Source organism: Clostridium beijerinckii, assembly GCF_036699995.1.
In the GTDB taxonomy this organism is placed as follows: Bacteria; Bacillota; Clostridia; order Clostridiales; family Clostridiaceae; genus Clostridium; species Clostridium helianthi.
The window spans coordinates 1,354,136-1,373,251 of sequence record NZ_CP144906.1; the positions used below are offsets into that span (position 1 = coordinate 1,354,136).

The following is a 19,116-nucleotide window of genomic DNA, read 5'->3' on the forward strand; positions in this document are numbered from 1 at the left end:
TTAATGTTTAGTTTTAAAGATAGGAATTTTAATATGATTTTAATCATATATTTAGTGATTAGAATTGTATTAAAATTTTTTATTTATTATATTTGTATATTTTAAATAAAGGATGAATATATATATATTGGAAAAAAGAATATGGGAGGGAAAAATGTGGACAATTTTAACATATACAAAGATATAGCCGATAGAACCCAAGGGGACATATATGTAGGAGTCGTAGGACCAGTTAGGACAGGGAAATCTACATTTATCAAAAAGTTCATGGATCTTATGGTAATACCTAAAATTGATAATACTTATAAAAAGGAAAGAGCAAAAGATGAGTTACCACAGAGTGGCTCAGGAAAAAATATTCACACAACAGAACCTAAATTTGTACCTAATGAAGCAGTAGAAATAAATTTAGGGGATGAAATAAAATTTAAAGTAAGGATGGTTGACTGCGTAGGATATATTGTAAAAGGAGCATTAGGATATCTAGATGGTGAGGAAACTAAAATGGTTCATACACCATGGTATGATTACGAAATACCTTTTGAGGATGCAGCAGAAATTGGGACAAGAAAAGTTATAAAGGACCATTCAACAATAGGATTAGTAATTACAACTGATGGAAGTATAACTGGAATAGATAGAAATGACTATGTAGAACCAGAAGAAAGAGTAATATATGAATTACAGTCACTAAATAAACCATTTATTGTAGTTCTTAATACTAATAAGCCTAATTCTCAAGAAACTAAGGCATTGAAAAAAGAATTAGAAGATAAATATAATGTAACTGTTCAAGTTATGGATGTTTATAATATGGAAGAACAAGATATTGAGGATTTATTTAAACACGTACTTAAGGAATTCCCTGTAAAAGAAATAAATATTGATATGCCTGAATGGTTAGAGAAATTAGAATGTAACCATTGGCTAAAAAAAGATTTTTTCAACATAATTATGAACATGAGTCAAGATGTCTCTAAGGTAAGAGACATAAAATACTGCTTAAATGATTTTGAAAATGAAGACTTTATGGGAAAAGCAACTATAAATGAAGTTGATTTAGGCAGTGGAACAGCAAAAATATCTATGAAACCTAAAGATGGAATTTTCTATAAGGTTCTTAGTGAGATATGTAATTTAGAAGTTGGTTCAGAAAGTGACTTACTCAGCATAATAAATGACCTAAGTCATGCAAAATGTGAATATGATAAGGTTAAAGACGCATTAGAGGATGTAAGAGAGAGTGGCTATGGATTGGTTGCACCACAACTTTCAGAAATGAAGTTTGAGGAACCTGAAATAGTTAAACAAGGTAATAAATATGGAGTTAAATTAAAGGCAAGTGCTCCAAGCTTACATCTTATAAAGTGTGATATTAAAACTGAGATAAGCCCTATAATGGGATCAGAAAAGGAATCCGAAGAACTAGTAAAAGGCCTTCTAGAACAATTTGAAACAGATCCAGCTCTTCTTTGGCAAAGTAATATGTTTGGAAAATCTTTAGAAGTGTTAGTAAAAGAAGGATTACAAAACAAGCTATATAAAATGCCGGAAGATGTTCAAGTTAAGATTCAAAAAACTTTGCAGAAAATTATTAATGAAGGTAATGGTGGATTAATCTGTATAATACTTTAAAAAAATCTGATATAAAGATTTTTATAATTTAATCCTAACAAAGTGTTGATTTTATATTGTAGTTAAGTAAATTAGTTATATTAGTGATACTACATATTAGGCATAATCAAGAGAATAACGAGTGCATATGCCAAACCTATTTTCAAGTACATGGGGAGGCTCGACTCGCTGGAATCCATGAGCAAGTGATTCACACTTAATCATAGGTTTTGGTTCTCAGCTCACGGAGGAAGAGAGCCAAAATAGGCTAGATATAAGAGAAATCTGCTTCCATGCCTAATGAAAATAATCATGGTATTTTGGACTCGTTTTTCTCGTATATGCCTTATGTATTGTGAAGTAATAAAATCAACACTTTTTTTACCATGATTTTTTATTTAAGTGGTGGAAAAATACATACTACTGGGATATAATAAAAGAAAGGATATAAATGAGGGGTATTATGAAAAGAGAGTATAAAGCTTATAAGAAAGTTGGTAAAATTAAAATCTCTATAAGTGAGCTCTTAGAGCTTGATTTACCTAGAATAGTTTATGCCTCTCCAGGTGTTGTAAACCATATAAAAAAAAGACATGGTAGGCAATTCACAAAAAAAATCAAGGATAATATAATAGATACTATAGAAAAAGTGATTAAAGATCCACAATATGTTGGTGTAAATTATAAGAGATCAGTTGGTGACTCTCTTGAATTAGTTAAGAAGATTGATAATATTATCTTACTTTTAGGATTGGAAGTTGATTTAGAAGATCAATATATATATGTCGCAACTATGTATCCAATAACATTGTCAAAAATGAATGCTAGAATATATAGGGGAAGATTAATAAAAGTTGAAGATAGTGAATTAAAAGAAAATATATTATAATTAATTTTGAAATAAATTTTGTTTTTTGAGGTGAGAAAAGGCTCCTCACGCGCTAGTCTTAGTAATCAGAGATGCAGGATACGCCGACCTGCCAAAAAATAAATTATATTAGAGAGATTACTTAACAATGGTTTAATAAATAGTTGTTAAGTAATCTTTTGCTATTTAAATAGATAAACCATCTAAGATCTGAAATTATACATATAGATCTACGAAATAAGAATTATGATGTTGTTCCAATTTCTAAGAAAATTCCACTTTTAACTTGTCACTAATTTTTAGTAAGTATATGAATTTAAAGATTTATCAAATTTGCAAATATAAATGTTAACAATTTGTGAACAGAATGTTGACATAGAAATTTATTATGATTATACTTAGTTAAGCAAACTCCAAATTGTTTAAAAGTTAAAAGGAGGTGTACAGTTGATAAGAAGTATGACTAGCTTTGGAAGGGCTCAAAGCGAAGATGGAAGAAAGTCAAGTTTCTCTATAGAGATGAAGAGCGTAAATCATAGATATTTAGATATAAATATAAGAATGCCTAGAACGATGTTAGCTTTAGAAGAGAAGATAAGAAAGATAATTAGTAAAAGATTAAATAGAGGTAAAGTTGATGTTTTTATTAATTATAAAGCCTATGGAAATAGCGTTGGAAAAGCAAATCTAAATATGAAGTTAGCTGAAGAGTATTATAAGTGTTTAAAACAGATCCAAAGTGAATTGAACGTTATTGATGATATATCTACAACTAAAATAGCTAAATTTCCTGATGTTATTACATTGGAAGAGTTGGATGATGATTTAGATGATATTTTTAGTGAGATATCGCCTCTGATTGAATCGGCTCTAGATTTAATGAATGATATGAGATGCAAAGAGGGCGAAAAATTAAAAGTTGATATTTTATCAAAAATTGAGATTATAGAGAATTACGTTGAACAAATAGAAAAGGTAGCTGACAGTATCCCTAAGAATTACAAGAAGAAACTTGAAGAAAGATTGGAAGAATTATTATCTGGTGTTGATATAGATGAAAGCAGGATAGCATTAGAAGTGGCTATTCTTTCAGATAAGGCAGCAGTAGATGAAGAAATAACAAGACTCAGAAGTCATTTAGACCAAATGAAAAGTACCTTAGATTTAGATGAACCTATTGGAAGAAAATTAGATTTCATAATTCAAGAAATGAATAGAGAAGCTAATACTATAGCATCTAAATCAACAGAAATAAATATGACTAACAAAGTAATAGAGATAAAAAATACCATTGAAAAAATAAGAGAACAAGTTCAAAACATTGAATAATTAGGAGGTAAAAAATGGGAATAAAATTAATAAACATAGGCTTTGGGAATATAGTCTCTGCTAATAGATTAGTTGCAATTGTGAGTCCTGAATCAGCACCTATTAAAAGAATTATTCAAGAAGCAAGAGATAGAGGTATGCTAATAGATGCTACTTACGGAAGAAGAACTAGAGCTGTAATAATAACAGATAGCGATCATGTCATCTTATCAGCAGTTCAACCTGAAACAGTAGCTCATAGATTATCTACAAAAGATGATATGGCAGTTGATGAGGATGATGAATAATGATTACTAAAGGGAGAGGTCTATTAATAGTTATATCAGGACCGTCTGGTGCTGGAAAAGGTACTATATGTAAAAGATTTATGGAGAAAAATAAGGATGTAATGTTGTCTGTATCAGCTACTACAAGATCTCCAAGAGCTGGAGAAGTAGAAGGTATTAATTACTTTTTTATGTCCAAAGAGCAGTTTGTAGAAAAGATAGAAAGTAATGATTTCTTAGAATATGCAGAAGTGTATGATAATTACTATGGTACACCTAAATCTAACGTTGAAGAAATGTTACAAAATGGGAAAGATGTTATTCTAGAAATAGATATACAAGGTGCATTAAAAGTTAAAGAAAACACAAGAGAAGGAGTTTTTGTATTTATTCTTCCACCATCTATGGAAGAGTTAAAACAAAGAATCATTAACAGGGGCAGTGAAACTCAAGAATCTCTAATGAAGAGATTTAAATCAGCGTATAAGGAAATTAATTTTATTTCTAAATATAATTATGCTGTAGTAAATGATAAAGTAGAGATAGCTGTAGAAAAATTAGAAGCTATAATATCTGCTGAAAAATGCAGAGTAGATAGAATAAAAGATAGTATATTAGATTCAAAGGAGGGAATTATTCATGAACAACTCTATGATTAGTCCATCAGTAGTAGACTTATTAGAAAAGGTACATGACAGATATTCTTTAGTAATTTTAACATCAAAAAGAGCTAGACAAATAATAGAAGGTGCAGAACCTCAGATTTCAATAAAATCAAATAAACCTTTAACAATTGCAATAAATGAAGTAGATCAAGATGCAGTTGAATTTGAAATTTTAGAAGAAGGTCTTAAATAAAATGAAAAAGAATTTAGTGTTGGGTGTAAGTGGTGGAATTGCAGTATATAAGGCATTAGAAATAGTAAGTTTACTTGTTAAAAAAGATATTAATGTTAATGTAATTATGACAGAATCAGCTACTAAATTTGTGACCCCATTATCATTTCAATCTTTAAGTCAGAATATGGTTACATGCGATATGTTTGCAGAACCGAAAGCTTGGGAGATTCAACATATAAGCTTAGCAGAAAAAGCAGATGTATTCTTAGTAGCACCTGCTACAGCTAATATAATAGGTAAAGTTGCAAATGGAATAGCAGATGATATGCTTTCGACTACAATAATGGCAACTAAGGCAAAAGTGATTTTTGCACCTGCAATGAATACCAATATGTATGAGAATCCTATAGTCCAAGAAAACATTAAGAAATTAAAGTCACTTGGATATGAATTTATAGACCCAGCTGAAGGAAGACTTGCTTGTGGAACAAGCGGTAAAGGTAAACTTGAAAGTCCTGAAATTATTGTTGACAAAGTTTTAATGGAATTAAATGAAAATAAAGATTTGCTAAATAAAAATGTTGTAGTAACAGCAGGTCCAACTATAGCACCTGTAGATCCTGTGAGGTTTATTACAAATAGATCAACTGGAAAAATGGGTTATGCTATAGCAAAGGAAGCACGAAATAGAGGAGCCAATGTAACATTAATATCTGGACCAACATCAATAATAGCTCCAAAAGATATTAATGTTGTAGAGGTTTCTACCAATGAAGAAATGAAAAATGAAGTTATGAACATATTTGATGAAGCAGATATAGTAATAAAGTCAGCTGCAGTTGCAGATTATAAGCCTAAAAATTATAGCACACAGAAAATAAAAAAAGGTGACGGAGAGCTTTGCATAGAATTTATTAGAGATAATGATATTCTAATGGAGCTTGGAAGCAAAAAGAAAAATCAAATTCTAGTAGGATTTGCGGCTGAAAGCCAAGAGTTAAAAGACAATGCTATGTCAAAACTACAAAGAAAAAATTTAGATTATATTGTAGCAAACGATATAACAGCAAGTGATACTGGGTTTGCCTCAGAAGATAATAAAGTAATAATCTTGTCTAAAGAAGGTAAGGAAATTTACTTGGATAAGATGAGCAAAGAAAAAATTGCAACTAACTTATTTGATATTATACTTGAGAAGCGCTAGAATTTGCGCTTCTTTTATTAATATTGGAAATACTTATACATATAATACACAAATGAGGGTAGATGTATAGGAATGAAATAGTTTTGATTATTAGCTTTTACGTAATAATCAGAAGGTAATTATCTAATATTGAATATTGTTAATATAAGATTAGATGTGAGGTGATAGGTATAAATATCATGTATGCTGAAATAATTATAAATAGTGATGCTTTGGAAATTGATAAGCCATTTACATACAAAGTACCTAGCGAACTTCAGGATAAAATAGGAATAGGATTTAGAGTAAAAGTGCCTTTTGGGCCTAAAAGCAGACCAATAGAAGGCTTTGTATTTTCAATATTACAGGAAGATGATTTAATTAATTTCAATTATAGAGTGAAAGAGATTTTAAATATATGTGATGATTATGCTATATTAACAAACTATGATATGGAAGTAATTAAATTTTTAAGAAGAAAGTATTTATGTAAATTTATTGATGCAATTCGCCTTATGATTCCTGTTGGAATTATGAAGGGGCTAAGGGAAAAAAAGAAAAAAGTAGTTTTAGTAAATGAAGAAATACAAGCGGATCAGCTGGATAAAGAAAATTACAAAAAATTATATGATTTCATAGCCAGCAACAATGGGATTTATACAAAAACAGAAATTGTTAGTAATGGATGCTTCTCTTTATACTTATTAAATAAGTTAATAGAAAAAGGTATACTAAGGACAGAAGAACAAACAGTATTTAGATACAACACTCGAATATATGATACTGATAGTAATAAGAAACTTACAGTAGAGCAGGAAAACTGTCTTAATACGATTTTAAACAGTCCTGATCAAAAATATCTAATAAAAGGTGTTACGGGATCGGGGAAGACAGAAGTATATATAAGACTAGTTGAAGAGATGTTAAGTCAAAATAAAAGTACAATTGTTTTAGTTCCGGAAATTTCATTAACCCCTCAGATGATTGAACGATTTAAAGGCCGATTTGGAGAGAATGTTGCACTTTTTCATAGCAGGTTAAGTGATGGTGAAAGATTTGATGAGTGGTATAGAGTAAAAGAAGGGAAAGCTAAATTAGTTATAGGAGCACGAAGTGCCTTGTTTTTACCGCTTCAGGATCTTGGACTTATTATAATTGATGAAGAACATGAAAATACATATAAATCAGAACATAATCCTAAATATCATACTAGAGAAGTAAGCGAGTTCATATGCGAAATTAAGGGCTGTAAATTAGTTATGGGGTCAGCAACTCCTAGCGTTGAAAGCTATTACAAAGCTATCAGAGGTGAATATAAGTTAATAGAAATGCATAAAAGGACTAATGGAAAAGAAATGCCGCATATGGAAATAATGGATATGAGGGAAGAGCTGAAAAGTAAGAATTTATCATTGTTCAGTAGAAAACTTTTAGCTGAAATAGAGGCAACTTTAAAAAATAAGAAGCAGGTAATTTTATTTTTAAACAGAAGAGGGTATTCAACATTTATTTCGTGTAGAAGTTGTGGATATGTATTTAAATGTCCAGAATGCGATGTTTCTATGACATACCATAAAAATGGATATTTGATATGCCATTACTGCGGAAGGGCAGAGAAATCAAAAACTGTATGTCCAAAATGTAATAGTAAATATGTGAAATTTTTTGGAGCAGGAACAGAACGTGTTGAACTAGAAGTGAAAAAATATTTTCCGAAATCAAGAGTATTGAGAATGGATGTTGACACTACACGGCATAAAAATTCTCATGAATCCATTTATAATTGTTTTAAAAATGGAGAAGCAGACATATTAATTGGAACACAAATGGTGTCAAAAGGATTAGATTTTAAAAATGTTACACTGGTTGGAGTTTTAGCGGCAGACATGTCTCTGAATTTGCCTGATTACAGAGCTTCTGAAAGAACATATCAAATAATAACGCAGGTTGCGGGCAGGTCTGGAAGAGGTGAAGATGAAGGCAAGGTAATAGTTCAAAGCTATACGCCAAACCACTATAGTTTAAAGTGTGCTCAAGAAGAGGATTATGAATCTCTATTTAAAGAAGAAATAAAGATTAGAAGGTTGATGGAAAATCCTCCTTTTGGTAAAATATTATTAATTGTTGGATCTTCGAAATTTGAAGAAAAATTAACAAAATTTATGTATACTTTAGAGGCTGATTTGAAAAAATTAGTAGTAGATGATCTTACTATTCTCGGACCAGTTCCTTGTATAATTTCTAAATTAAAAGAAAATTACAGATGGCAGATAATAATAAAAGGAAATTTTGATGATGAGTTTAGTGAAAAAGTTAAAGATACACTTTATCTATTAAATAAGAGTGTATATAATGAAATAAGGGTTAGTATAGATATTAATCCTAATAATATGACATAGGGGGAATACAAAATGGCATTAAGAAATATAAGAAAATATGGTGATGACGTACTAAGAAAGAAATGCAGAGAAGTTGATAAAATAGATGCTAGACTATTGACATTAATTGAAGATATGAAAGAAACAATGTATGACGCTGACGGCGTTGGTCTTGCAGCTCCTCAGGTTGGGATATTAAAGAGATTATTTGTTGTAGATATTGGAGATGGACCACTAGTATTTATTAATCCAGAAATAATAGAAACAAGTGGGTCTCAAATAGACGAAGAAGGATGCCTTAGTTTACCAGGAGAAACAGAAGAAGTTATGAGACCTAATTACGTTAGAGCGAAAGCTTTAAATGAAAAGGGAGAAGAATTCGAAATAGAAGCTGAAGAGTTACTTGCAAGAGCTATATTACATGAATATGACCATTTAAATGGAACTTTATTTATAGATAGAGTTAAAGGTAGAGGGGCTTCAAAAAAATAAATACTGATAGGAGGATAATATAATGAATATAGTATTTATGGGTACTCCTGATTTTGCAGTTCCTTCTTTGCAAAGAATGATTAAAGAGTACAATGTTACTGCTATTTTGACTCAACCAGACAAACCAAAGGGTAGAGGAAAGAAAATGGCGTACTCTGCAGTTAAAGAAGAAGGATTAAAACATGAAATCCCAATATACCAGCCAATAAAGTTAAAAGATGATAGAGATTTGATAGAGAAATTAAAAGAGCTCAAACCAGATTTTATTATAGTAGTGGCATTTGGGCAGATTTTAACTAAGGAAGTATTGGATATACCAAAGTATGGATGTATAAATCTTCATGCATCTTTGCTTCCAATGTATAGAGGTGCTGCACCACTAAATTGGGCAATAATAAATGGAGAGAAGATTTCTGGGAATACCACAATGCTTATGGATGTTGGTTTAGATACAGGAGATATGATTCTTAAGGATGAAGTTGAAATTCCTAATAATATGACAACTGGTGAATTACATGATATATTAATGATTAGAGGAGCAGACTTACTTGTAAAAAGTATAGAGGGAATTTCTAAAGGAGAGATAGTTCCAGAAAAGCAAGGAAATGAGACTTTTTATGCCAAGATGCTTGATAAGAACATCGCTAATATAGATTGGAATAAAAGTGCTGAAGAGATTCATAACTTAGTTAGAGGACTAAATCCATGGCCAATTGCTTACACCGATTATAAGAATGAAAGAATGAAGATATATGAAACAGAAGTTCTAAGAGAAAAAAGCAACAAAGAACCTGGTACTATTATAGATGTAAGCAAAAATGGAGTGAAAGTTTCATGTAAGGAAGATGTTCTCTTAATAAAAAGAGTACAGTTTCCTAATGGTAAGCCTTTGACAATAGAACAATATATTAATGGACATGAAATAGAGGAAAATATAATTTTACAATAATGGAGTTGATGTTTAATGCATTTTTATCCGTTTTTTGATCCAACAATGATATTATTAGTTCCAGCTATAATAATTTCATTTTGGGCTCAATCCAAAATTAATAGTGCGTATAGTAAGTATAGCCAAGTAAGAACAATAAATGGATATACTGGTCAACAAGTTGCAAGAATGATGTTAGATGAAGCTGGGCTTTTTGATGTTAGAATAGAATTGATAAATTCAAAGCTTGGAGATCATTACGATCCTACAAGTAAAATCCTCAGACTGTCCCCAGAGGTATATTCAGGTGGATCTATTTCTTCAGCAGGCATAGCTGCCCATGAGGTTGGGCATGCATTGCAGCATAAAGAAAGGTATGCTCCACTAGTAATAAGAAATTCTATTGTGCCAGTTGTAAATATTGGCTCAAATGTATCATGGATGCTATTCTTTGTTGGTATATTATTAGGTTTTAAGGGATTAACTACACTTGGAATAATTCTATTTTCAGGAGTTGTAATTTTTCAGCTAATAACATTACCTGTAGAGTTTGATGCATCTACCAGAGCTTTGAATATATTAAAGTCTAGAGGAATATTATATGGTGACGAAACTAAAAGTGCACAAAAGGTTTTAGACGCAGCAGCAATGACATATGTAGCTGCAACGTTAATGGCAGTATCACAGTTAATAAGATTAATTGCTATAAGCAATAGAAGAAATGATTAGTAAAGAGGTAGCGTATGAATTGTAGAAAATTAGCAGTAAAGATATTAGGAAGAGTCTTAAATGAAGGGGCTTACTCTAATATAGTATTAGCAAAAGAGTTAAATGAAGCAGAATTAAGTGATAAAGATAAAGCACTATTGACTGAAATTGTCTATGGAGTTTTAAGAAGGAAAAAAACATTAGATATTATAATTTCAAACTTTGTAAAAGACCTTAAGTTAATGAATAAAGATATCTTAAATATTTTAAGAGTAGCAATATATCAAATGAACTTTTTGGATAAGATACCTAGCTATGCTGCTTGTAATGAAGCAGTAGAGGAAGCTAAAGAAATATCAGAAAATGATTCAAAGTTAGTAAATGGAATACTTAGAAATTTCACTAAAAATCCTGATGATATTGAAGTTCTAGGAAATAAAATTGATGAATATGCATATAAGTTTTCATTTGAACCTTGGATGATAAGACTTTTAATAAAACAATATGGTGAAAATGTATCAAAGAAAATAATGTCTGGATTAAATTCAATCCCACAAGTAAGTGTTAGAGTAAATGAACTTAAAGCAGATTATGATGAAGTCTTTGAAAAATTAGAAGAACTTGAATATGAAGTTGAAGAAGGCGCTATTTGCCCAGAAGCAATTTGCATAAAAGGTGGTAAATCTATAGAAAATAATCCGCTATTCCAAGAAGGAAAAATCACAGTTCAAGATGAAAGTGCAATGATTATAGCACCATTATTAGAATTGGAAGAAGGAATGACAGTTACAGATTTGTGTAGTGCACCTGGTGGTAAAACTACTCATATTGCTGAAATACTTCAAAACACTGGAAAAGTATTAGCGTATGATCTTCATGAATCTAAACTTGGATTAATAAAAGAAAATTGTGAGAGATTAGGTATAACTAACGTTGAAGTTAATACAAGTGATGCAACTAAATTAAACCCAGATTTAATAGCATCTAGTGATAGAATCTTAATAGATGTTCCTTGTTCAGGGCTTGGAATAATAAGAAAAAAACCGGAAATAAAGTGGAACAAGACAAGAAATGAATTAAGAGAAATTATAAAAATTCAAAGAGATATAATGGAATGTGCATGGATGTATTTAAAAGAGGATGGAATAATGATATATTCAACTTGTACATTAAATAAAGAAGAAAATGAAGAAAATATTGAGTGGTTTGTTAGCAGACATAAAGACTGTAGCGTGAAAAAGATCTTTATTGGTAAACAAGATAACTTAGTATACAATAGAGATGGTTCTCTAACTATTATGCCAAATGAAAATATGGATGGATTCTTTGTGGCTAAATTAGAAAAAAGACAATAGTAGGTGAATAAATGAACAATTTGCTAGATTTTACTTTAGAAGAACTTAAAGCATGGATGAAGGAAAATGGTGAAAGTGCATTTAGAGGTCAACAAATATTATCATGGATTTATAAAGGTGTTAAAGAATTCGATGATATGAGAAATATACCAAAGCCATTAGTACACAAACTAAAAGAAAATTTTTTTGTAGGTTTGCCAAAGATAATAGAAGTATATAAATCTAATATAGATGGTACAGAAAAATTCTTGTTAGGATTTAAGGATGGAAACTTAATAGAATCTGTACTAATGAGATATAAGCATGGAAATTCCATATGCATATCCACTCAAGTTGGATGTGCGATGGGATGCAAATTTTGCGCATCTACAATTGAAGGTAAAGTTAGAAATCTTACAACTGGAGAAATTTTATCGCAAATTATGGTTGTTCAAGATTATATCAATGAAAGGATTTCTAACGTCGTATTAATGGGAAGTGGTGAACCACTTGATAATTATGATAATGTTATGAAGTTTCTAAAAATAGTTTCTGCCGAATATGGATTAAATATTGGGCAGAGACATATAACATTATCTACTTGTGGAATTGTACCTAAGATATACGAATTAGCAGGTAAAGAACTTAGTATAACTCTAGCTATATCGTTACATGCATTTAGTAATGATAAGAGAAAAGAGATTATGCCTATAGCTAATAGGTATAGTATTGAGGAAGTATTAGAAGCTTGTAGATATTATATAAGCAAAACTAATAGGAGAATTACGTTTGAGTATGCACTAGTGAAAGACGTAAATGATGGCAGAGAAGATGCAAAAGCATTAGGCAAATTGTTAAAAGGTATGCTTTGTCATGTTAATTTGATACCAGTAAATGAAATAAAGGAAAATACATATAAGAGATCTTCAAAAAAGGCGATAGAAGATTTTTCGGAAATACTAAAAAATCATGGAATAGAAGTTACTACAAGACGTGAAATGGGAAGTGACATTAATGCAGCATGTGGACAACTTAGAAGAAGTTACATAAATACCCAAGAAATAGAGGGGGAGCAAAATGGTAGGTTTAGTTAGTGATGTTGGGTTAAGGCGGACATTAAATGAAGACTCTGCTTCGTATTTAGAAAGAGACGAATTCAAGATTTATGTAGTGGCAGATGGAATGGGTGGACATAATGCAGGAGAAGTGGCCAGCCAGATGGCTGCAACGAATATTGTTGATTACGTAAAAGAAAACTTTTCTTCTAGTAAAGCAGAAAATTTACTTGTAGAAGCTATAGAGAAAGTAAATAAAGATATATTTACTTTCTCTAACACTAGCGAAAATTTAAGTGGAATGGGAACTACTGTTACAACTTGTTTTATGACTAAAAATTTTATACAGGTTGCAAATGTAGGTGATAGTTGTTGTTTTGCAGTTAAAAACAATGAAATTAAAAAGATTACTAAAGATCATTCTTTAGTACAAGAACTAGTTGATATTGGGAGTATAAGTGAAAAAGAGGCGGAAAATCATCCTAAGAAAAATATTATTACAAGAGCATTAGGAACTAGCATTAATGTGAATGTAGATATATTTCAGTTAGAGAACAGAGAATATGACCTTTATATATTGTGTTCAGATGGATTGACAAATGAATTAACTAAAGAAGAGATTCTACAAGTCGTCACTGAAGGAGAAAGTTATGTAAACATTGCTAATAAACTTGTATACTTGGCAAAGCAAAACGGTGGCAGAGATAATATAACAGTATTGTTGTTTGGAGGAGAGATGTAGCATGGATGGAATTGTACTTGGAAACAGATACGAGTTGTTAGAAAAAATAGGGGAAGGCGGAATGTCAGAAGTATTTAAGGCAAGAGACAATAAATTAAATAGGTTTGTTGCAGTTAAAATACTTAAGAAAGAACTTTGCGACAACCCTGATATTGTAGAAAAATTTAAAGGTGAGGCAACAGCTGTTGCAGCCTTATCTGACAATAATATAGTAAATATACTAGATGTAGGAACACAGGATGAAATAAATTATATTGTAATGGAATATGTTAAAGGAAAAACATTAAAAGATATTATAAAACAAGTTGGAAAGATGAATTATGAAACAGCTATATCAGTTGCAATTCAAATAGCCAAAGCTTTAGATTGTGCTCATAGAAACAATATAATACATAGAGATGTTAAGCCACAAAATATTTTAGTAACAGAAGATGGAGTTATGAAAGTAACTGATTTTGGAATAGCAAAATCATCAAATTCTGAAACTATTACAAATACTAGTACAATAATGGGATCTGCTCATTATCTTTCTCCAGAACAAGCAAAAGGAAATTTTATTGATTGTAGAACGGATTTATATTCATTAGGAGTTGTATTATATGAAATGGTTACTGGAAATCTCCCATTCCAAGCAGATACTGCTGTAACTATAGCTTTAAAACATCTTCAGGAAGAGGTTGTTCCGCCAAAAAGTGTTAATTCAAAAATTCCTGAGAGTTTAAATCAATTAATTTTAAAAGCAATGGAAAAGGACCCTATTAAGAGATATCAGAATGCTAAGGAAATGATCTCAGATCTCCAAAGAATAAAGGATGACCCTAATGCAAAGATAGATAAAGAAGACGACAATGATCATACGATAATAATGTCTGCCGTAACTGAACAGATATCAAAGCAAGAGGAAAAGTTGCCCAATAAAAAAGATGATGACTATGATGATGAAGACGATGATGATTATTACTACGAAGATGATGAAGATGAAAAAGGCAGTGGAATAAACAAGAAGAGAATAATGAAAATAACAATAGGTGTAGTTTTAGCATTACTATTAATAGTTTTAGGTGTTGCAGCTTTTAAAATGGTTAGTTCTGCTACTGCTAACAGTAAGGAAGTTCAGGTTCCTGACATAGTAGGAAAGAATGTGGATGATGGGAAGAAAGCACTTGAAGCTTTAAATTTAGTTTTAGTAGAAGGTGGAACTGAAGCAAGCGATCAGCCAGAAGGAACTATTCTTAAGATGAATCCAGATGCTGGAACTAAAGTTAAAGAAAAAAGTCAGATTAGAGTCATTGTAAGTGGAGGAGCAACAAAACTTAAGATGCCTGATTTAAAGGAGTATGATATAGATACTGCAACTACTATTTTAAAATCCTTTGGACTTAAGATTAGTGATAAAAGCGAAGCTTTTAGCGATAGTATACCAGAAGGACAAATAATAAGTCAAACTCCGAAAAAAGATACTGAAGTAACAGCAGATGATAAGATAACAGTCGTTGTAAGTAAAGGACCGGAAGTTAAGACTACAAAAGTACCTGGTGTAGTGGGTAAAGACCAAGATACAGCTACAGGTGAATTACAAGATGCTGGTTTAAAAGTATCTGTAAATTCCCAAGAAACACAAGATGAAAGCCAAAATGGTAAAGTTTTAAAACAAACAGGAGAAGGAAATAGAGTAGAGCAGGGTACTACAATTGTTATAACAGTTGGTAAATATGTTGCAAAACAAGATCCGCCTGTAACTAATAATCCTCCTCAAGGAAATACTAAGCCAGGTGGAAATGGAAGTACTCCTGATAAAAACACTGGAGGAACAGGTGGTACTACTACTGATACACCAGGAAAGACTCCTAATACTCCAGGTACAACTAATCCTACAGGCCCATGGGATGATACAAATAACAGCCAAAACAACACTCAAACTAAAACATCAAATCAAAACCATCAATAATAAGGTAAGGAGAGGTTGATAAAAACCTCTCCTTCTATGATATATATGTTGCAATTCACAATGCATATTTCACAATTCACAATTATGGCTAAAATTCTTAAAATATTTTTAGAATTATGATGAAGAATTATTTTTGCAATATATATTTGTATTTAGACCTACATTAAATCTCTAAAAAGAAAATATACTATGATAGAAAATACTAATTTAGAAATTTAATATATTTTGCAATTAAGTTGTTAAGTTCTAGTCGGGTTTAGGCACTTGGTTTATTAAAATCTTAAACTTACGTTTATCTGATTAATTATTGCAGCATATATTAACATTCTATAGAAGAATATATAAATTTATTTTATAAGTTATGGAGGGAAATTATGAATGGAAAAATAATAAAGGGCATAGGAGGCTTTTATTATATTAAGACAGATGAAGGCTTAATAGAATGTAAAGCTAGAGGGAAATTTAGACATAAGGACATAAAGCCTATGGTAGGGGATGATGTTACAATTAAGATGGAACATGGAAAAGGCGTTATTGAAGAGATACATAAGAGAAAATCTCAATTGGTTAGACCTACTGTGGCAAATGTTTCTTTAGCATTTGTTGTTTTTGCAGTTAAGAATCCAGACATAAATTTTGATTTATTAAATAAGTTTTTAATTCTATGTGAATATAATAACATTGAGGTTATAGTTTGCTTGAATAAGATAGATTTAGTATCGGAAGAAGAAAGAGAAGAAATAAAGAAGCGAATAAATGTCATAGGTTATGAGGTTCTTTTTATAAATGCTAAAAAAGGAATAGGAATAGAGCGGTTAGAAGAAAAGATTAGAGGAAATATAACAGTTTTTTGTGGACCATCAGGAGCAGGAAAGTCAACATTAATAAATAAGCTTTCCAACAAAGAACATATGGAAACAGGTAATGTAAGTGAGAAGCTTGGAAGAGGTAAGCATACTACAAGACATAGTGAGTTAATTGAGGTAGCGGACGGATATATCGTTGATACCCCTGGATTTTCTACACTAGAAATAAAAGATTTAATGGATAAAAATTCTTTAAAATATTGTTTTCCTGAATTTACACAGTATAATGATAAGTGTAAATATAGAGGTTGTTTACATTATAAAGAACCAAATTGTGCTCTAAAAGAGGCTGTAGAAAGCGAAAAGATTAATAGATACAGATATGAATTTTATGTAAGAGCATTAGAAGAAATAATTGAGGAGGAAAAAAATAAATGGTAAAGATTGCACCATCAATATTATCAGCGGATTTTTCAAAGTTAGGAGAGGACATAGAAAGAATAGATAAAGGAGGAGCAGATTTTATTCATATAGATGTAATGGATGGATCTTTTGTTCCTAATATATCTTTTGGTTTACCAGTTATAAAATCTATTAGAAATAGAACAAAGAAGGTATTTGACGTTCATTTAATGATAAATAATCCATCAAATTACATAGATGCTTTTATAGAGGCTGGGGCTGATATAATTACAATTCATCATGAGGCAGATAAACATATAGATAGGACAATTAATTATATTAAGTCAAAAGGAAAAAAAGCAGCGGTTTCTTTAAATCCAGGAACTCCAACAAGCGTATTGAAAGATTTAATACCAAGTTTAGATATGGTCTTGATAATGTCTGTTAATCCGGGATTTGGAGGACAAAAATTTATACCTTATTCTTTAGATAAGATTAGAGAGATAAAAGCACTTAGCGATAGATTGAACCCAGAGCTTTTAATAGAAGTTGATGGTGGTATTGATAAGACAAATGTTAAAGAGGTTATAGAAGCAGGTGCAAATGTCATTGTTGCAGGTTCAGCAGTATTTAATGGTGGGGAAATTGATGAGAATATAAAAGCTCTAAGGGGGTAATAATTTGAACGTTGCAATTGTAAGTGGAGGAAACCCACCTTCAGAGAAGTTACTAAAGAAATATATTAGTGAAGTTGAATTTATAATAGCAGCTGATAAGGGAAGTGAATGTCTTTATAAGTATAATATTATTCCAGACTTGCTTTTAGGTGATTTTGACTCTGCCAAAAAGGAAATTTTGGATAATATGAAGTTAAAGGTTAAGGAAGTCTTAGAATTTCGACCAGAGAAAGATTATACTGATACTGAAATTGCAGTTATGGAAGCGATAAAAAGAGGCGCAGAAAAGATATATTTATTCGGGGCGACTGGAACTAGAATGGATCATACACTAGGAAATATAGGACTTATGCTAACTACGAAAAAAAAAGGTGCTAATTTAGAAATATTAGATGATAATAATAGGCTTTATCTTGGAGAAAATAAAATGAGGTTATACGGAAAATATGGTGAAAATATATCATTTCATGCATTGAGCGATAAAGTAAGCAAACTTGAAATTAGTGGTGGTAAGTACAATCTACCAAGTTATGATTTGGGCTTGTTAGATCCACGAGCTATATGTAATGAATTTATTGATACACCAATAGATATAACTTATGAAGAAGGGGAGTTATTAGTTATTCATTCCATAGACTAAATATTCATGAACTTATTAAATTATTTTTTATATTTATAAAGTGGAACATTTTGAGTAGTAACTGAATATTAATATAATAAGACGGATTAAATTTTGATTTTTATTTTTAATGTATTAATATTTGGGAGGATTTATAAATGAAAATAATAGCTTTTAAATTACCTAAGTTTCTATCTAATATAATAAAGTTTTTTAGAAAAAAAGGCTAGAGGTACATAAGGTATAGTTTAGTTTTAGGCTTTCTAAATAGCTTTAGGCATAATCAAAAATAATAACAAGTCCATCTGCCAAGAAAAGTTCCTTGTTGCAGCATAGCTGCTCTTTTCATAAGCGCCCATTTTCCATCATGCTTCATCAACAGATTGTACTAATAGGCTCGCTATGAGCCCAATCTGCTTCTTCGCCTGATGAAAAATAATCATGGCATTTTAGGCTCGTTATTTTCTTTAATATGCCTTAAAAATAAAAAATGCAATTGGGATAACAATTGCATTTTTTATTATGAACTTATATTGCTCTTTGAACCTTTCCAGATCTAAGGCATCTTGTACATACATGAACAGTTTTTGGTGTTCCGTTAACTAAAGCTTTTACTTTCTTTATGTTAGGAGCCCAAGTTCTCTTTGATTGACGATGTGAATGGCTATAGCTTACTCCAGCTACAACACCCTTATCACAAATTTCGCATCTTCTTGCCATTAGAAAACACCTCCTTATATTCCAAAGATAATCATCTTCAATAGGACAGAGTAAATTATATCATAGGAAAATGTAATAGGCAAGATAAATTATTAATTATAAAATAAAAAATATGTATTGCAGCTAATATAGGGCTTTACAATGGGAGTGAAGCTTATGTGAATACCTGCCGAAATTTGATATATATTATGTTGCAATTCACAATGC

The 19,116-nt window shown here is 30.7% G+C and carries 19 protein-coding genes; 18 read left to right on the forward strand and 1 reads right to left on the reverse strand.

The annotated features are described in order from the left end of the window. Positions 1–156 precede the first annotated feature (156 nt). The 18 genes from spoIVA to PZA12_RS06395 all read left to right on the forward strand — a co-directional run bounded on the left by spoIVA (position 157) and on the right by PZA12_RS06395 (position 18,210). Positions 157–1,635 carry a stage IV sporulation protein A gene (gene spoIVA / locus PZA12_RS06310; protein ID WP_011968476.1) on the forward strand — a complete coding sequence of 493 codons (1,479 nt, stop codon included), beginning with the start codon at positions 157–159 and terminating at the stop codon, positions 1,633–1,635. Positions 1,636–2,077: 442 nt separating this feature from the next. Further along, positions 2,078–2,503, forward strand: a complete 426-nt coding sequence (locus PZA12_RS06315) for a hypothetical protein (protein WP_078114843.1) — start codon at positions 2,078–2,080, stop codon at positions 2,501–2,503. A 426-nt stretch (positions 2,504–2,929) separates the two neighbouring features. Then, a complete protein-coding gene (locus PZA12_RS06320; protein WP_103698105.1) occupies positions 2,930–3,811 on the forward strand; it encodes a YicC/YloC family endoribonuclease in 882 nt (293 codons plus the stop codon). 14 nt (positions 3,812–3,825) lie between these two features. After that, a complete protein-coding gene (remA, locus tag PZA12_RS06325) occupies positions 3,826–4,098 on the forward strand; it encodes an extracellular matrix/biofilm regulator RemA (RefSeq protein ID WP_011968480.1) in 273 nt (90 codons plus the stop codon). After that, positions 4,098–4,736, forward strand: coding sequence for a guanylate kinase (gmk, locus tag PZA12_RS06330; protein ID WP_077840592.1), 639 nt, complete (start codon positions 4,098–4,100; stop codon positions 4,734–4,736). The genes remA and gmk overlap by 1 nt, the downstream gene beginning before the upstream one ends. Next, positions 4,717–4,935, forward strand: coding sequence for a DNA-directed RNA polymerase subunit omega (rpoZ, locus tag PZA12_RS06335; RefSeq protein WP_077840593.1), 219 nt, complete (start codon positions 4,717–4,719; stop codon positions 4,933–4,935). The genes gmk and rpoZ overlap by 20 nt, the downstream gene beginning before the upstream one ends. Before the next feature lies 1 nt (position 4,936). Then, on the forward strand, positions 4,937–6,121 hold the full coding sequence (coaBC, locus tag PZA12_RS06340; RefSeq protein WP_077840594.1) for a bifunctional phosphopantothenoylcysteine decarboxylase/phosphopantothenate--cysteine ligase CoaBC: 1,185 nt from the start codon (positions 4,937–4,939) through the stop codon (positions 6,119–6,121). 179 nt (positions 6,122–6,300) lie between these two features. Further along, the gene (gene priA, locus PZA12_RS06345; RefSeq protein ID WP_103698106.1) at positions 6,301–8,499 is read left to right on the forward strand and encodes a primosomal protein N'; all 2,199 of its coding nucleotides are present in this window, start codon (positions 6,301–6,303) and stop codon (positions 8,497–8,499) included. Positions 8,500–8,511: 12 nt separating this feature from the next. Beyond that, positions 8,512–8,970 (forward strand): peptide deformylase, encoded by a 459-nt coding sequence (gene def / locus PZA12_RS06350; protein ID WP_077844578.1) that lies wholly within the window; start codon positions 8,512–8,514, stop codon positions 8,968–8,970. A 22-nt stretch (positions 8,971–8,992) separates the two neighbouring features. Then, positions 8,993–9,919, forward strand: a complete 927-nt coding sequence (gene fmt, locus PZA12_RS06355; RefSeq protein WP_103698107.1) for a methionyl-tRNA formyltransferase — start codon at positions 8,993–8,995, stop codon at positions 9,917–9,919. A gap of 15 nt (positions 9,920–9,934) precedes the next feature. Beyond that, on the forward strand, positions 9,935–10,627 hold the full coding sequence (locus PZA12_RS06360; RefSeq protein WP_103698108.1) for a zinc metallopeptidase: 693 nt from the start codon (positions 9,935–9,937) through the stop codon (positions 10,625–10,627). Between the two features lie 14 nt (positions 10,628–10,641). Further along, positions 10,642–11,961 carry a 16S rRNA (cytosine(967)-C(5))-methyltransferase RsmB gene (rsmB, locus tag PZA12_RS06365; protein ID WP_077840599.1) on the forward strand — a complete coding sequence of 440 codons (1,320 nt, stop codon included), beginning with the start codon at positions 10,642–10,644 and terminating at the stop codon, positions 11,959–11,961. Positions 11,962–11,972: 11 nt separating this feature from the next. Next, a complete protein-coding gene (gene rlmN, locus PZA12_RS06370; protein WP_103698109.1) occupies positions 11,973–13,034 on the forward strand; it encodes a 23S rRNA (adenine(2503)-C(2))-methyltransferase RlmN in 1,062 nt (353 codons plus the stop codon). Continuing rightward, positions 13,018–13,737, forward strand: coding sequence for a Stp1/IreP family PP2C-type Ser/Thr phosphatase (locus PZA12_RS06375; RefSeq protein ID WP_077844574.1), 720 nt, complete (start codon positions 13,018–13,020; stop codon positions 13,735–13,737). The genes rlmN and PZA12_RS06375 overlap by 17 nt, the downstream gene beginning before the upstream one ends. A gap of 1 nt (position 13,738) precedes the next feature. Continuing rightward, positions 13,739–15,685, forward strand: a complete 1,947-nt coding sequence (gene pknB, locus PZA12_RS06380; protein WP_103698110.1) for a Stk1 family PASTA domain-containing Ser/Thr kinase — start codon at positions 13,739–13,741, stop codon at positions 15,683–15,685. Between the two features lie 374 nt (positions 15,686–16,059). Continuing rightward, entirely contained in the window at positions 16,060–16,932 is an 873-nt protein-coding gene (rsgA, locus tag PZA12_RS06385; RefSeq protein ID WP_078114848.1) for a ribosome small subunit-dependent GTPase A, read from the forward strand. Then, a complete protein-coding gene (gene rpe, locus PZA12_RS06390; protein WP_077838829.1) occupies positions 16,926–17,570 on the forward strand; it encodes a ribulose-phosphate 3-epimerase in 645 nt (214 codons plus the stop codon). The genes rsgA and rpe overlap by 7 nt, the downstream gene beginning before the upstream one ends. 4 nt (positions 17,571–17,574) lie before the next feature. After that, the gene (locus PZA12_RS06395; RefSeq protein WP_103698111.1) at positions 17,575–18,210 is read left to right on the forward strand and encodes a thiamine diphosphokinase; all 636 of its coding nucleotides are present in this window, start codon (positions 17,575–17,577) and stop codon (positions 18,208–18,210) included. Between the two features lie 507 nt (positions 18,211–18,717). On the opposite strand, the gene rpmB is transcribed toward PZA12_RS06395, so the two are convergent. Then, positions 18,718–18,909, reverse strand: a complete 192-nt coding sequence (gene rpmB, locus PZA12_RS06400) for a 50S ribosomal protein L28 (RefSeq protein WP_008424849.1) — start codon at positions 18,907–18,909, stop codon at positions 18,718–18,720. Positions 18,910–19,116 lie beyond the last annotated feature (207 nt).